The organism is Thalassorhabdus alkalitolerans (assembly GCF_042656525.1).
Lineage (GTDB): Bacteria > Bacillota > Bacilli > Bacillales > Marinococcaceae > Thalassorhabdus > Thalassorhabdus alkalitolerans.
The window spans coordinates 69,717-84,922 of sequence record NZ_JBHSOZ010000002.1 but is presented as its reverse complement, the minus strand read 5'-3'; the positions used below and the strand labels follow the sequence as shown (position 1 = coordinate 84,922).

Sequence of the window (15,206 nt, the reverse complement as noted above, 5' to 3'; positions counted from 1 at the left end):
TCTTTTTATTTATGAATCAATAAATCTCTTCCTTTTGAAACAGGAAATGGGAAAAGGAAGGGGCTCTTAATTTTCCGCTGTTCGTTTTCGGACGATGAAGTACACGGCACTGTATAATGCCAGGTTCCAGATAGACCACGTCTTCTGTTTCTTTTTGCGTAATTTGATTGGCCGCATAATAAAAGGCTGCTTTTTCCTTTGGACTCATGCCTGTCTCTACTATTCCCGCTGGCGATCCATCCTCATGAGCAAGGTGTAATCCAAATCCATTTTTTTGATAGCCGTTAACCCACACATCAGTGCGTTCAAGGTTAATGACTTTTAACCAAAAACAGCTTCGGTGACCAAGGATATATTTGGAATATTTTTCTTTCAGGACAATGCCTTCCAGCATTCTTTCTTTTACTGCTTCAAACAATGCAGGACCTTCCCCTGCTGTGTACTTTACTTTTGTGAGAGAGGTTGAGTCCTGAGGAATAACATCTATTAGAATCATTTTTCTTTCAATCAAAGTTAAATTCGTCACGTCTCTTCCTTTATAATGAAGCACATCAAAGGCTGTAAACGTAACAGGAAAGCAAATCCCGGAGTGGAACCTCTCCATGAGACGGTCATAATCCGGCCGTCCTTTCTCATCAGCCGCAATTAATTCACCGTCTATGGTGGTACCGGGCGGGAGGACAAGGGACTGCAGTTCTGGAAATTGCTCAGTCACTTCTAATTGATTTCGTGTATAGAGACGAATTCTATGGTCAATGTTTGTTATGATCATACGAATGCCGTCTAATTTAAGTTCGGCCAGATAATCAGTAGAATTAAATGGTGCATTATTCATCGCTTTATGTAAAAGCATGGGTTGTATCATGTTCGGTCACTCTCCCCAAGACCATTATAAGGAGAGAAAGGGCAAAAGTATGCATGAAATGGCTGGTAATATAATAATTTGTCAGAATATTTAACAAATTGCATTGACCTTCTGCTGGTTTTAAAGTAAGCTTGTCTTATAAAGAATTTACTTTTAAAGGCAACGTATTTCTTTGCTGTTGTTTTTCAACGAGCTGGATCATACTTGCCAGGCAGAAGTAAAGCAAGGGTGATGACCTTCCTGAGGCAAATGTAGATAAGGGGGAGGAAATCTATGAATCATTTAGGAGATTTTAAACAAGAATTAATAAAAGATTATAATGATATTAACCGTCAATTGTTTGATATTGGCGTTAAGCATCAGAAGGTAGAAATTCTTGGGGACAAAGTCATTATACTCGCCAATCATAAGAGAATTCCTTCTCTTAAATGTCTTGATGAGTCTAATCGTCTTGTCACAAGGTTAACAGACCTATCCATCATTGAAAATTTTAAAGTTCAGCTAAAGAAGACGATTGAAGAAAAATATAATATGAAAATAAATGCGATACTTAAAGATTATGATCCTGCTACCGAATACTCAGGAACCATTATCATTCTCGAAAGAGAAGTAAGTTATTATCTAACGGAGCAGTTTATGAAGGTATAAGACAAATGCATAGACTGTTGACTGGTCAAATGAACTCAAAGGAGTGCAGGAAAGCCGTCAACATTAAGCACACAGCAAGACTGTGGGTTTAATGTTGGCGGCTTTTTATATGGAAAAAAGAGCCAGCCGCTTTCCATTGTGAGTGTCAAAACAAAACACCTATCTAAAACAAGAGAGTTTTCTGGCAGCCTTGGCGTGGATTCTTTAATAGAAAGGAAGGGATAAATTCTTAATTTCCAAAAAGCAGTGAAAAACCGTACAGGACCAAAAAATATTAACATTTTGGGGAGGAGAAAAATTATGACAAAAAATAAAGATGTGATTCAGGCGTTGGATACACTCACCGGAGGAAGAGTGGTGAAGTCCCTCCACGATATTACAGGGGGAGATCATCCCTTTGTAATCATGAAAAGTTCTAATATTCCAGGGAAGGAAGTCATCGAAATTCCAGGGTTAATTTACGGCAATCCAGAAAAGGAAATTAACAAACTGGCTGTAACCATGACACTGACAGAAGGGTCTATAGAGCTGGCGGGTGCGACAGGTGTTGATGCAATTGTGGCCCACCACCCTATTGCAGAAGCTGCAAATTCAGGGGGAGTCCCATTAAAAAATTATTTAGATCTTTACGGTCTTTCAGTGTTTGAGCTTCATGAATCCTTTCATGGTCTTCACCCTGGTATTCCTTTTCTCCATGGTCATAAGGTGTACAGGTCTGAGATCTGTTTTGGCGGTCTCCACGGAAATGTTTTATTTGTCGGACAAGCCTATCCCAAAGTAAATACATTAGGAGATATGCTGTCAAGACTGGATACCTTCATGGATTTCAAAGAAGAGGAAGAGGTCACAAACAGAGAAAAAGTGATTAAACAAGCAGAATCAACGATAGAAACGACTCTGGTTACCAGAGGGAGAATCCTAATCGGAGAAGAAGAGAGCCCAGTGGAACATATTCTTCATATTTTCCCTCATACAGGCTTTTCTCCGGATCATCTGCGACAGGCTGTCAAGGAGCACCCAGAAGCGGACACGGTTCTTGCTTCCATCAGCAGAGTGTATGAGGGTCATCCGTTAATAGAGACGGCAAGGGAGCTGGGCCTTCATTTTATTGTTGGGAACTCTCATGCGCTGGAAATATTAGAAAACGGGCTGCCATTAGCTTATGCCCTGGACAGCCTGCTTCCCGAAGTAGAAGTGGTCGTCTTCAGAGAAAGAATCACAAGCACCTCTCTTCATGAGATGGGAAACCAGTATATGAAGGACTACGGTGAAAGTATGGCCTCAAAGTATTTAGTTAATAAAGCCACACAGGTTATTTTATAGGAGGGATAAGTATGGAAAATGCAAAGGTCAGATCCGAAGAACAACAGGCACTTGAAGAAAAAACATTGGAAGAAGAAGTTGAGAACCTGTCTTTTCCCATAGAGAGAAAAAAGCTGACAGGCATTGAAGCCACAGGTTTAGCCTTAGTAATCGCCTCCATGCTTACTCTCTTATTTTCACCAGCTACGCTGGCCGGCCTGTTTGATTCTATCCTTGATAGTGTGGTTCCTGTTGTCGTGGACACGTTTTTAATCGGGACGGTCGGGGTTGCCATAATTATTAGTGTAATTATCGGGCGTACACTAGAACGGTTGGGATTTACTGATGCATTAATGAGAATCTTTGTGCCGTTAATGAAATTTTCAAAAGTGAACTCTTCAGTAGTCGTACCCAGTATTTATAATATTCTCGGAGACATTAATGCTGCTGGTAAAATCGCCGGTCCTATCCTCGTTAAAGCGGGCGCCACAAAAGCTGAACAAAAGATCGCTGTGGCAACGATGGTTCAATCACAACAGTCCTTTTCTACATTCATGCTTGGTATTGTAGCTTTAACAGCAGCCGGGGTGAATGCTTTTCTTGTAGTGGTTTTGGCAGTGATGGTGCCTGTGCTTATCATGCCTTTTCTTTTATCAAAGACCGTATACCGGGACACCAAACCTGTGGAGCTTTCTCATATGCCTTCTTTTACCCCGAAAACAAGGGCATTGCCGACACTTTTCAACGCGGCAAGAGAGGGGGCGGAACTATTATTTTTGCTTATCATTCCAGCCGTCGCTGTAGTATTTATGTTTATAGGCATTTTGAATTACATTGGGATTTGGTCAGGCATTGAGGCAGGATTAACTATATTCTTATCAGCTTTATCCATTCATCCAGAAACAGGGATACTGTCTATTCTTGCAAGTCCAACGTTAGGAATGGCTGAACTGACAGAGGTAGCGGCTTCTCTTGATCCAATACTGGTGATCGGATCTTTTATCCTGGCTTCCTCAGGCTTACCATTGTCTGCCGTATTCGGCCAAATTCCTGTCATTTGGGCTGCAAATTCTGACCTTAATGAGAGGGAAGCAATGAGTGCAGCATTGCTGGGTATTGGCTTGCGATTTGTAACAATCTTTCTAATTGTTGTGTTGCTGGGCCCGTTTCTATTGTAAATTGCTAACCATATAAAAATGATTGTATTTTTAGGGATGTCTCAGAGACTTTGGGACATCCCGCTCTTTGTTAGGTAATAAATCTTCCAGAAACTCCTCTTCACAAGATCTTCATACTTAAGGTTTATAGTTTACTTATAGGAAATAAAGTGAAAGGAAATATTGTATTCTATTCACTTGATTCCAGGGCGGATGTAAGGTCGTAATAAGCAGGCTCGGCTTGTTTATTTTTTTTGAAAAAAGACTAATTGATCTAAAAAGAAAAGTATAGGAGAAGACAAGGGGTTGCATGGGATTGAAAAATGGGTCAGTTATAAATGAAATATTCTGGATCAGAACACTGGCCTGTTTAGCGGTGGTTCTGGTTCACAGCGTGAACACAACTTTGGATAATTATGAACATTCTATAACACAAACAGAAGAGTATTTATTAATTGCTCTGCGGTTTGCTGCTTTTTTTGGCACGCCTGCTTTTATCTTTATTTCTGAGGTACTGCTTGCTCACGCTTATCCTAACCAGGTTCCAAAAGACTTTTTTAAAAAAAGAATAAAGTTTTTACTGGTTCCCTTTGCTTTTATGGCTGTAGTATTTGCGTTAGTTTTAAGTGATTCTTTCATGGGCTTTTGGGAAGAAGTATTGTTTAATCTCTTTTTGGGAGGTTATACGGGCTACTTTATTTTAATTATTTTTCAGTTTTATTTACTCCATGTTCTGTTGACAAAGCATCTGCGAAAGTGGAATCCGAAGAAGGTACTTTTTTGGGCTTTTATCATCAATACTGCTTATCTAGGATTATTTCATTTTACCGAGCCGGCCGCTGTTCCCCTGGGAGAGTATATATGGCTTAGAGGCCATTGGGTGCCCTTTATTGGCTGGATTTTTTATTTTGTTTTAGGGTATTATTGCGGACGTAATTTTGAACTCTTGAAAAATAAAATTCAAAAGCATAAAAAAATAATTTTCATCTGGCCGACTGCTGCATTCCTGGCGATGGTGGTCCTGGTCAGGGGCGATATTATTGATGTTGTTTCCTCAAAGCGAATTGATAATCTGGTTTATACTACCGGGGTCATTTTCTTCATCATTTTGCTGACGATGAAGGCAAGAAAGGTGCCTTGGTTTGTTTCCTTAATCAGCAGACATTCTTTTCATATATATTTGGTTCATACACTGTTTCTTTATTATCTGCCGCCTATTGAAGGCGTGAATCCACTGGTATACTTTCTTTTGGCTGCAGTCTATTGTGTACTAAGCTCTATTATTACGGCAAAGATTCTATTATCTTTATCTTCAGTAAGCAATCTCTTAATCGGAAAGACTATTGTCACTCCGCAGGATCTGAGAAAAGCAAACCAAGGTACATCCTGATTTTTAATAAAAGAAAGGGGGACCAAAAGTCAGCCTTTTGGTCCCCCTTCTTATATACTTAATAATCCTTACTTTTCTTCATCTTTATCCTCTTTTGAATCATTTCTTTGCTTGGAGCGTCTAACTAGCTCTTCAAGGATGTGAACAATTTCATCTTTAGAATAATCTTCACTTTCACTAGTTTCTCTTGTCTCTACAGAAGACTGTTCAGGTTCAGGGAGAGCCTGCTGCTCACTTAATTCATACTCTTCACTGCCTGTTTCTTCTTTTTTCTTAAGATCTCTGGCATAAACGATTTCCCCATCAGGAGTGACAAATTTCTTATTCATCGAGCGGGTTTCTTTATCAAACAGGCTGTATATGACAGGAATGACAAAGAGAGTAAGAAGAGTACTGCTGATAAGTCCGCCGATCACTACAATCCCCATAGGCTGCTGCATTTCTGTTCCTTCTCCGATAGCAAGAGCCAGTGGAGTAACCCCAAGAATCGTAGTAAGAGCCGTAATCAGGATTGGTCTCGTACGGTCTTTCACCCCTTCAATAATAGCTTCACGGGAAGGTAACCCTTTTTCTTTCTTCTGATTGATATAATCAACCAGGACGATTGCGTTGTTAACAACAATACCTGCAAGGACAATGACACCAATAAGGGCGATCACACTAATCGGTGTTTGAGTAACTGTTAAGGCAAGCATTACTCCAATAACAAAGAGTGGCACAGTAAACATAATTACAAACGGATACTTAAAGGACTCAAATTGGGCAACCATCACAAGGTAGATAAAAATCAGACCTAATGCGAAGGCCAGCGCCATATTTTCAAAGGCTTCATTCATGAGCTCTTCGTCTCCGCCGATGACAAATTCTGCTTCGTCGTCCAGCTCGATGTCGTCAAGAATATCGGCTACCACAGCAGAAGTTTCACCAAGCGTACCGGATGATTCATAGACCACATCAAAATCCACAGCTGGTGTCATGTCAGCCCGATTAATTGTAGCTGGTGACTCTCCTTCTTCAATGGTTGCGACATCAGCTAGCGTGATATATTCTCCATCCTGGTTTTGGAGCGAAAGGTTTTCAAAGTTCTCAATGCTTTCAAGTACTTCATCCTGGTAACGGACATTGACTTGAAAAATATCGTTATCTTCAGTTTCAATGGCTGTTGCTGTCTGCCCATTCGTTGCGTTATTAACAATCTCGGCAATTTGAGCAGGGACTAATCCCTCTTCTAAGGCTGCATCTTCATCTATGAGAACTTGAAGCTCTGGTGCAGTGTCTTCAAGGCTTGTCTGCACATTACGGATAATGCTTTCATCTTCAAGCTCAGCGACAATTTCCTCCGTTACTTCTTCCAGTCTTTCTGAGTTTGGATCATGAATGCTGAACTGGTACGTGTTTGGTTCGCCAAATCCGGCTTGAGCCATATCCATAACCTGAATGTCTGCTTCATCATCTGCATTTTCAATTTCACGTTCAATGGATTCTGTAAACTCAAAGGTTGAGACATCCCGATCACTGCCTGGAACCATTGTTACGATAACCTCGGCAATGTGAGAATTAGAAGACACACCTCCCATTTGGGCAGTAGAGCCAATTGTACTTAAATAATGTTCAACTTCATCGTAATCTTCTAGGAGATCTTCAATTTCTTCCACAGTTTCCTGCGTACGGGCAAGGTTTGTGCCATGGTCGAGTTCCACCTCTATAACAAAGAGGCCTTCATCTGAATCAGGCATAAAATCAGTTCCAACGGCCGTAAGACCGGCACCGCCTGTTACAAGGAGGATAAAGGTAATGAGGAGTACAACGATCCGGCGTTTTAACGCCCAGGATACAGACCTTTCAACTCCTTTGATAAATCTGGAATTTCTTCTTTTTTCTTCTGTGTTTTCATCAGGTGCCTTAAGAATTCTGCTTGCAATCATTGGCACAACGGTAAGCGCGACAAAGAGAGAAGCGAATAAACTAAAGGCGACAGCGATAGCGAGGGGAGCAAACAAATCTCCCACAAGACCGGTAACAAATACGATGGGAAGGAATACAGAAACAGTCGTTAAGGTCGAAGCGGTAATGGCTCCTGCTACTTCCCTTGTTCCATCGGACGCCGCCTGTTTTGGCGTCTTTTTCATCGAAAGGTGGCGGTAAATGTTTTCGACGACAACAATGGAGTTATCCACCAGCATTCCGATTCCAAGCGCTAAACCACCAAGGGTCATGATATTCAGCGTAATGTTGGTAAAGAAAAAGAGCGCAAAGGTCACGATAATGGAAAATGGTATGGCAATCCCGATTATTAATGGTGTTTTTAAGTTTCTAAGGAATGCAAACAGGACCACCATGGCAAGGACTCCCCCGCCTACAAGAGCGAGAACTACATTATCGATGGCTTCCTGTATATAATCGCCTTCACTGTACAAAGTCATGACTGCCAGGTCTTCATATTGTTCCTCTTCAAGAAGTTCATCAAGTCTGTCGTTAAAGTCTCTTGCGACCTGTGTGGTATTGGCTTCAGATTCCTGCATCATATTCAGCTGCATAGCCGCTTCCTGATTAGCCCGGGTAATGACTTCCCTATCTTCTGTTTCAAGGGAGACAGAAGCAATATCTGCAATAGTAACCTCGTCCCCTGTCTCAGGGTTCACAGTAACGACCAGTTCCTCAATATCTTCCCCGGATGTCAGTTCACTAAGAACGCGTGTAGTGATATTTCGTTCATCATCTTGCACGACTCCACCAGGCATTGCAATGTTATGCCCTTGGATGACATTGACCACGTCTTCCTGTGAGACCCCGGCGTCTTCTAGTTCCTCTTCGTCTAATACGACCTGGTACTCTTCTACAAGAGAACCGTTTTCTTCTATATCAGCAACACCTTCTATACGCTGTAATTCACGTTGAAGGTCAAATACATCATCCTGAAAATCAATTACTTCATCACCATCAGAGCTGACAGCAAGCTGTATGCTTGGGAACATGGTGGGATCAAACTGCAAAAACGCAGGGTTTCCGGCCCCATCAGGCAAGTCAGCTTGTGTAATGGTAGTAATAATATCATTTTCTACGTCAGATATAGAGGTATCCCACGAAAACTCAAGAATAATAATGGAAGAACCTTCGGTTGATTGAGAAGTCATGTTATTCAATCCGGAAATGGTTGATAAATCACTTTCCAGTTCTTCAGTAACATCATTTACAACTTCCTGTGGCCCCGCACCGGGATAACTTGTTGCTACTGCTGCTACTGGTGCTTCAACGTCAGGAAAAAGCTGCAGTGGCAGTCTGCTTAACGAGACAAGGCCTAAGAGAAGGAACAAAACCATGATTACTATGGTAAATTTAGGCCGTCTAATCGAAAAATCAGAGAGTTTCATAAGTATTATCACTCTTCCTTTTAGAGATAGGGTTTATTTGCTTTGATTAGAGTTCATTCTTTTGATCCTCTTCTAGTATGAGATTTTCTATTTTGGAGAACAGGTTGCGAGTCTGTCTCAGTTCGTCCAGGTCAATTTTAGAAAGATACTTCTCCACTAGTATTTCCTCTAGCTTTTGAATTTCTTTCTTATACTTTTCACCTGCCTCCCCAGGAGTTAAATTGATTTCCCTCCGGTTGTCTTTATTGATCGCCCGTACAATAATATCCTGCTCTTCAAGCTTATTTAATGCTTGGCTTACAGCGCTTTTTGAAATATTAAAGTTGGCTGCAATATCAGCCATTGTGGCATTTTCATTGGTGAAAATATACATAATAATGGCTTCCTGGCGTTTCGTCAGGCTGACATCTGGAATATGCATCTTTCTGATAAGCTCCCGTTCGATTCTTTTAAGTGAATCGGCCATTTCTTTAAATAGCTCTTGATGCTCTTTCATGGACTCCCTCCTTAGATTAAATATTATTAATCAATTTAATAAATTAACAGTAAAGAAACCTAACAGTTTAATTTCTTAACGGTTATACTCTACCATGAAAAAAATAAGAAACCAAGAAAACAAGTGTGAGCATATTGTGAATGTCAGGTACCATATTTGTTGAGAGCGTTTTCCTATACGGGAAAAGGTGTATAGCCTACAATAATGGGTAAATCTTAACAGTGGAAAGAGAAAGGACGTGAACGCATGGAAAGAAAAATTAATAAGGTTTGGAGTGTCACACACAGGCAGCAAGGAGAGAATCATAAGCAGGGATGGGTACTTGAGCCAGGGAACTGGGCTGAATTTGATCCTTTTTTGTTGATGGCAGAGGATTGGTTCAAGAAGGGAACCTTTGGATTCCATCCCCATCGAGGAATGGAAACCGTAACGTATGTGATTGATGGGGAACTGGAGCATAAGGATAATAAAGGCGGCCAAGGAGTACTTAAAGGAGGAGATGTCCAATGGATGACAGCGGGAAGTGGTATTATTCATGCAGAGGAGCCGGTTGAAGGAAGTACGGTACACAGCCTGCAGCTTTGGGTAAACCTGCCGTCATCCGAAAAAATGACAGAGCCGAGATATCAGGATCTTTATCAAAAGGATATGCCTGTGATAGAAGAAGACGGAGTAAAGATACGTGTATTTTCTGGTACGTATAAGGGGCAGAAAGCTTCAACAAAAAACCATGTACCCATTACGATGCTTGAGCTTGAGATTGATGAGTATGCGAAGGCTGCCCCTGAAATACCAGCGAGCTATAATGGATTTTTATTCATCTTAGAAGGAAAAGGGACATTTGGAAAGGACAAAACAACAGGAGGAAAAGGGGACGTTCTTCTGCTTGAACAAGCAGGAGAAAGAACAGGGGAAAGCACTGCCGTTTCCATGGAAAGTAAGGGAGAGAAGCTGAAGGTACTGCTTTATGCCGGGGAACCGGTAAAGGAGCCAATTGCAGCCCAGGGACCCTTTGTGATGAATACCCACGAAGAAATCAAACAAGCGTTTGATGATTATCGAAACGGGAAGTTTTAGATCAAACGACCGGGTAAAAGATGTGCGTCATAACAAAAAAAGCAGGAAGCAGTGATACGGATAAAAATTTCTGACAAGAAGAATACACATTTACTTGCAGCATCAAGTGAATTTGTCGGTATGATAAGACATAATCACCCTCGGCGGTGAGGATGTCTTTTCTTTTTACCGTAAAACGGGTATAGGAAGAAAAGAATGTTTGTGGGTTGCTTTTATAAAATGGTCACATATATATTGTATATCCTGATAGAGGAGGAGATTGCAGTGAAGGCTGCTCAGGACCTGGCAGGTAGTATAGTATTTTCCAAGGATAAAAGGGGAATGTATATTGTTAAGTCATTTGCTCCTGAATTAAAAGTGATTGGCATTGGGCGAAGTGCAGCTGCTTTCAGAATACGTGAGACAGACAAAGTAATTAAAGTATTTTTTCCCGAATATACCCACATAGCCAAAGAAGAAGCTGAAATTTATCAGTTGCTGGAAGGGAAATCTTATTTTCCCTGTCTTTATGAGTGGGGAGATAATTATCTTGTTGTAGATTATATAGAGGGAAAAACCTTGTTTTCCTGTTTAACAGAAGGGGTTCTTGTGACCTCCGACCAGATTAAGGGAGTTGATGAGGTTATTTCTTACGTAAAGAAGAAAGGGTTAAATCCGTCTGATATTCATCTAAATAATATATTAGTCACCCCAAAAGGGGAAGTGAAAGTGATCGACCTTGCCAGGTTCAGAGAGACAAAGGATTGCCGGCAGTGGAGTGACTTGAGATATGCTTTCTATCATTATTACAGCCGCCCATTGTTTCCTAAAAGGCTTCCTGAATTCTTCCTGAATTTCATCTCGTCCTTGTATAAAAAGAATATCCTGCGAGTAAAAGGGCTGTAAACAGCCCTTTTATTTTTTGCATAAAAGTATTTAAGAAAAAGGAGCACGACGATTAAAATACCATTTTAGTATGGGAACCACCAATAAAATAATAAATATAATTCTGGTTAACTGAAGAGTGATTACAGCTGGCGGATCAGCATCGATATCCTCGGCCAGGAGAATCATCTCAACAATCCCCCCTGGAGACATACTGATCAGGGCAGTGGAAAGAGAGAGGTCAGTGAAAAGAGTCAGAATATACCCAAGGCCAAAGGAAACTGCAATTAAAATAAGTGAGGCGGTGAAATAGAATATTCCGTATTTTCCTCCTGCTTTTAAATGGTCAAGATTTGTATTTTTCCCAAGGCTCGTTCCTACCATTACTTGAGCAGCAATTAATAAGGATTGGTGCAGAGGGGGGAAAGGCACTCCACCCGCATTCATTAGAAATATACATAGCAGTGGAAAAGCGAGAAACTTTAGCGGCCCTTTTTTTCTTACCATAATTGCTGCAGCGACGGGAATCGCATACCAGAAGTAGCTTCCTTCACCGTCAAAGTCCGGAGCGGGCATTTCTCGATCATCTGTATCAGCATCAGAATCGGTAAAGAAATGCACGATAAGAAAAGGAACGATAAATAGAACAGCTAAGCGCCTGATTGTTTGAAAGATAGTAACTAATGACGTTTTCGCTCCTATACTGTCGCTCGATATTACCATTGTGTTCAGCCCGCCTGGGAGTGTGCTTAAAATGCTCGTCTTTGAGTCAATCGTGATCCATTTGGCAAAAAGAATGCTCATGCCAATACTAATAACAATTAAAAACAAGGACAGAAAAAGATAAGGAAGCAGATAAGAAGTGGTTCGTAGTAACGTTTCCAGAGAAAAGTACAATCCAAAGAAACCACCCATAATAAGAAATCCTGTATTTTTTAAAGGACTCGGTGAATACATTGGCCGTTTTGTGAGTGTCTGCCATAACATAACAAACAATAATGATCCCAGCAGCCAGGGCAGAGGGAAATTCAGCGCATAAAAAGCGGCTCCGCCAGCCGCACCAATGATGAACGTTTCTATTAGTTTTTTCCACGGGATTTGTCTCATAGGCTGTACTCCTTTGGTTGTTAAAGAGATATTTCCACTGAGTCCTCCTCGTAAAACGTTTTCCTCCCTGTTTATCTTTTATACTTTACCTTTCGACTGTCTCCTGTAAATTACTAATTGAAATTGATTATCATAACTAGTTGACAATCATTCTCAATAGGAGTAAACTTTTGCTTGTGAAGTTAATTGAAAACGATTATCAATTTCATGTGAGCGGGTTCAATTAACGAGAAGCAATAAATTTTGGCAATAAAGGGACATACCGATGAAGCTCAGATACTTACTTATTTTACTTATTATTCTATCTATCACATCACTATTTGTTGGAGTGTCAAGCCTGTCCATACTTAACATATTTAATCTGAGTGAGTATGAGATGCAAATCCTGATGGCAAGCAGGATTCCTCGGCTCGTAAGTATTCTTATAGCCGGAGCGGGGATCAGTATTTGCGGGTTGATTATGCAGCAGCTGACACGGAACAAATTTGTGTCACCAACGACAGCAGGTACAATGGACGCAGCCCGCCTGGGAATCTTAATTTCCATTCTTTTATTCGGCGCGGCTGGTTTACTGCAGCAGCTGATATTCGCTTTTGGCTTTGCCTTGCTGGGAACCTATGTATTTATGAAAATACTGGATAAAATCAGATTCCAGGACACAATTTTCATTCCTCTTGTCGGGCTGATGTTTGGTAGTATTCTCAGTTCCATTTCTACTTTTTTTGCTTATCAATTTGATTTGATCCAAAGTATATCTTCCTTTCTTCATGGTGATTTTTCCCTTATTATCCGGGGCCAGTATGAGCTTCTTTACGTAGCTGTACCGGTTATTGCTTTAACTTATTTTTATGCTGATCGTTTTACTGTCGCTGGCATGGGAGAAGATTTTGCAAAGAATTTAGGGTTAAATTACAGGCAGGTCGTTAACATAGGTTTAATGCTTGTAGCTCTGGTCACCGCATCAGTCGTATTGACAGTTGGTGTAATTCCATTTTTAGGCTTGATTATTCCTAATATTGTATCCATCTATCAGGGAGACAATATTAAAAAAAATCTATCTCATACAGCGGTCCTTGGAGCGGTTTTTGTATTGGCCTGTGATATCATCGGCCGCTTGATTATCTATCCTTACGAGGTTTCGATCAGCCTGACGGTAGGGATATTAGGAAGCGCAATATTTATTTACTTACTGATGAGGAGACAAAAACATGGGATTTAAAGGACGATTGGTTATCCTCGCAATCCTCAGTACTGCTTTGATCGGGGCATTTGTCTTTGTAAATGTGGGCAGCAACTGGGACTACGTCCTTCCTAGACGAGGAGTGGCTGTGTACGCCATGATCCTTACCGGGACGGCGATTGCTTTTTCAACCTTGATATTTCAAACCATCACAAACAACCGAATTTTAACACCAAGTATTTTAGGGCTTGATTCCCTTTACATGCTCATACAGACTTTTATCATTTTTGTATTTGGTTCAATGTCCACCTTAATGAGCAGCAATATTAACTTTTTGCTTTCAGTCGGGTTAATGTTGATTTTTTCAGCACTTTTATATCGCCTTTTCTTTAAAAAGAATCAGCAGAATATATACTTGCTTTTGCTGCTTGGTATCATTTTTGGAACCCTTTTTTCCAGCTTGTCAGGTTACATGGAGATGCTGATAGACCCCAACGAGTTCCAAATTGTCCAGGATCGCTCCTTTGCCAGCTTTAACAATGTAAAAACAGATCTGATTTATCTTTCAACTATTTTGATAGTGTTGTGTGCTGTCTATGTTTCCAGGTTTGCAAAATACTTGAATGTACTTTCACTTGGAAGAGAGCATGCGATCAACCTGGGAGTTAATTATGATTATGTAGTGAAAAGGTTACTAATCGTAGTGGTTATCCTAATTTCTGTAGCCACAGCACTTGTCGGGCCAATTACATTTTTAGGACTGCTGGTGGTTAACGTCGCGTACTCCTTCATTAACACATACAGACATGGCTATCTAATTATTGGTTCCATTCTCATCAGTATCGTTGCTTTGGTCGGAGGACAGCTCGTTGTTGAAAGAGTTCTTGGCTTTTCCGTGCCTATCAGTGTAGTAATTAATCTAGTTGGCGGTACTTATTTCATTTATCTTTTATTAAAGGAGAGTAAAAAATGGTCACAGTAAACAGCGTTTCAAAAAAGTATGGTGAAAAAACAGTAGTAGAAGATGTATCCCTTACCATTGAGAAACAAAAGATTACTTCCTTTATCGGTCCAAATGGGGCCGGAAAAAGTACTCTTCTTTCCACAATCAGCCGTTTGATTGCAAAAGATGCTGGTGAAATTTTGATAGATGATGAAAAGGTAGAAAACTGGCAGAGCAAAGAGTTGGCTAAGAAAATCTCTATCTTAAAGCAGTCCAACAATGTCGGCATCAGGCTCACAGTAAGAGAGCTTGTAGCCTTTGGCCGATTCCCCTACTCTCAGGGGAGGCTTAAAAGAGAAGACCATCGATTTATTGACGAAGCAATTGAATATATGGGGCTCACAGAAATTGAAGATAAGTATCTTGATCAGCTAAGCGGCGGTCAGAGACAGCGAGCGTATATCTCTATGGTCCTTGCCCAGGATACGGAATATATTCTGTTAGATGAGCCATTGAACAACCTTGACATGAAACACTCCGTACAAATTATGAAAATCCTTCGAAAGCTTGTAAATGATCTGGGGAAAACCATAGTTATTGTGCTGCATGATATTAATTTTGCCTCTTGCTACTCTGACAACATCGTTGCAATGAAAGATGGAAAGATTGCTGGAATTGGCAAAAAAGATGACATTATCGACTCCTGTGCGTTGAAGCAAATTTATGATATGGATGTGGACATTAAAGAAATCAATAACAACAAAATCTGTGTGTATTACACATAATTGCTTTAAAACATAACGCAT

13 protein-coding genes are annotated in these 15,206 nt (G+C 40.6%); 9 read left to right on the top strand and 4 right to left on the bottom strand.

Going from position 1 to position 15,206, the window contains the following annotated elements; translation table 11 throughout:
• Positions 1-16: 16 nt before the first annotated feature.
• Positions 17-865, bottom strand: a complete 849-nt coding sequence (locus tag ACFPU1_RS00470) for an ATP-dependent DNA ligase (RefSeq protein WP_385937220.1) — start codon at positions 863-865, stop codon at positions 17-19.
• A 273-nt stretch (positions 866-1,138) separates the two neighbouring features.
• On the opposite strand from ACFPU1_RS00470, the gene ACFPU1_RS00465 reads away from it, so the two are divergent.
• The 4 genes from ACFPU1_RS00465 (at position 1,139) to ACFPU1_RS00450 (ending at position 5,362) form a co-directional block, all read left to right on the top strand.
• Positions 1,139-1,513 carry a Na-translocating system protein MpsC family protein gene (locus ACFPU1_RS00465; protein ID WP_385937217.1) on the top strand — a complete coding sequence of 125 codons (375 nt, stop codon included), beginning with the start codon at positions 1,139-1,141 and terminating at the stop codon, positions 1,511-1,513.
• Between the two features lie 300 nt (positions 1,514-1,813).
• Positions 1,814-2,836 carry a Nif3-like dinuclear metal center hexameric protein gene (locus tag ACFPU1_RS00460; protein ID WP_385937215.1) on the top strand — a complete coding sequence of 341 codons (1,023 nt, stop codon included), beginning with the start codon at positions 1,814-1,816 and terminating at the stop codon, positions 2,834-2,836.
• Between the two features lie 11 nt (positions 2,837-2,847).
• Positions 2,848-3,993 carry a hypothetical protein gene (locus ACFPU1_RS00455; RefSeq protein WP_385937212.1) on the top strand — a complete coding sequence of 382 codons (1,146 nt, stop codon included), beginning with the start codon at positions 2,848-2,850 and terminating at the stop codon, positions 3,991-3,993.
• Positions 3,994-4,282: 289 nt separating this feature from the next.
• Positions 4,283-5,362: an acyltransferase family protein gene (locus ACFPU1_RS00450; RefSeq protein ID WP_385937209.1), complete on the top strand. Its 1,080-nt coding sequence runs from the start codon at positions 4,283-4,285 to the stop codon at positions 5,360-5,362.
• Positions 5,363-5,430: 68 nt separating this feature from the next.
• Here ACFPU1_RS00450 and ACFPU1_RS00445 read toward each other — a convergent pair whose 3' ends face one another.
• Both ACFPU1_RS00445 and ACFPU1_RS00440 read right to left on the bottom strand, forming a co-directional pair.
• Positions 5,431-8,733, bottom strand: a complete 3,303-nt coding sequence (locus tag ACFPU1_RS00445; protein WP_385937206.1) for an efflux RND transporter permease subunit — start codon at positions 8,731-8,733, stop codon at positions 5,431-5,433.
• A 46-nt stretch (positions 8,734-8,779) separates the two neighbouring features.
• The gene (locus ACFPU1_RS00440; protein WP_385937203.1) at positions 8,780-9,229 is read right to left on the bottom strand and encodes a MarR family winged helix-turn-helix transcriptional regulator; all 450 of its coding nucleotides are present in this window, start codon (positions 9,227-9,229) and stop codon (positions 8,780-8,782) included.
• Between the two features lie 246 nt (positions 9,230-9,475).
• On the opposite strand from ACFPU1_RS00440, the gene ACFPU1_RS00435 reads away from it, so the two are divergent.
• Both ACFPU1_RS00435 and ACFPU1_RS00430 read left to right on the top strand, forming a co-directional pair.
• Positions 9,476-10,306 (top strand): pirin family protein, encoded by an 831-nt coding sequence (locus tag ACFPU1_RS00435; RefSeq protein WP_385937200.1) that lies wholly within the window; start codon positions 9,476-9,478, stop codon positions 10,304-10,306.
• A 264-nt stretch (positions 10,307-10,570) separates the two neighbouring features.
• A complete protein-coding gene (locus ACFPU1_RS00430; protein WP_385937197.1) occupies positions 10,571-11,191 on the top strand; it encodes a protein kinase family protein in 621 nt (206 codons plus the stop codon).
• A 30-nt stretch (positions 11,192-11,221) separates the two neighbouring features.
• On the opposite strand, the gene ACFPU1_RS00425 is transcribed toward ACFPU1_RS00430, so the two are convergent.
• Positions 11,222-12,277: an AbrB family transcriptional regulator gene (locus ACFPU1_RS00425; protein ID WP_385937194.1), complete on the bottom strand. Its 1,056-nt coding sequence runs from the start codon at positions 12,275-12,277 to the stop codon at positions 11,222-11,224.
• A gap of 265 nt (positions 12,278-12,542) precedes the next feature.
• On the opposite strand from ACFPU1_RS00425, the gene ACFPU1_RS00420 reads away from it, so the two are divergent.
• Genes ACFPU1_RS00420 through ACFPU1_RS00410 form a run of 3 tightly spaced genes read left to right on the top strand, consistent with a single transcriptional unit; the run spans position 12,543 to position 15,185 of the window.
• Positions 12,543-13,496 (top strand): ABC transporter permease, encoded by a 954-nt coding sequence (locus ACFPU1_RS00420; RefSeq protein WP_385937191.1) that lies wholly within the window; start codon positions 12,543-12,545, stop codon positions 13,494-13,496.
• Positions 13,486-14,439 carry an iron chelate uptake ABC transporter family permease subunit gene (locus ACFPU1_RS00415; RefSeq protein ID WP_385937188.1) on the top strand — a complete coding sequence of 318 codons (954 nt, stop codon included), beginning with the start codon at positions 13,486-13,488 and terminating at the stop codon, positions 14,437-14,439. The genes ACFPU1_RS00420 and ACFPU1_RS00415 overlap by 11 nt, the downstream gene beginning before the upstream one ends.
• Positions 14,427-15,185, top strand: a complete 759-nt coding sequence (locus ACFPU1_RS00410) for an iron ABC transporter ATP-binding protein (protein ID WP_385937185.1) — start codon at positions 14,427-14,429, stop codon at positions 15,183-15,185. Before ACFPU1_RS00415 ends, ACFPU1_RS00410 begins: the two co-directional genes overlap by 13 nt.
• Positions 15,186-15,206 lie beyond the last annotated feature (21 nt).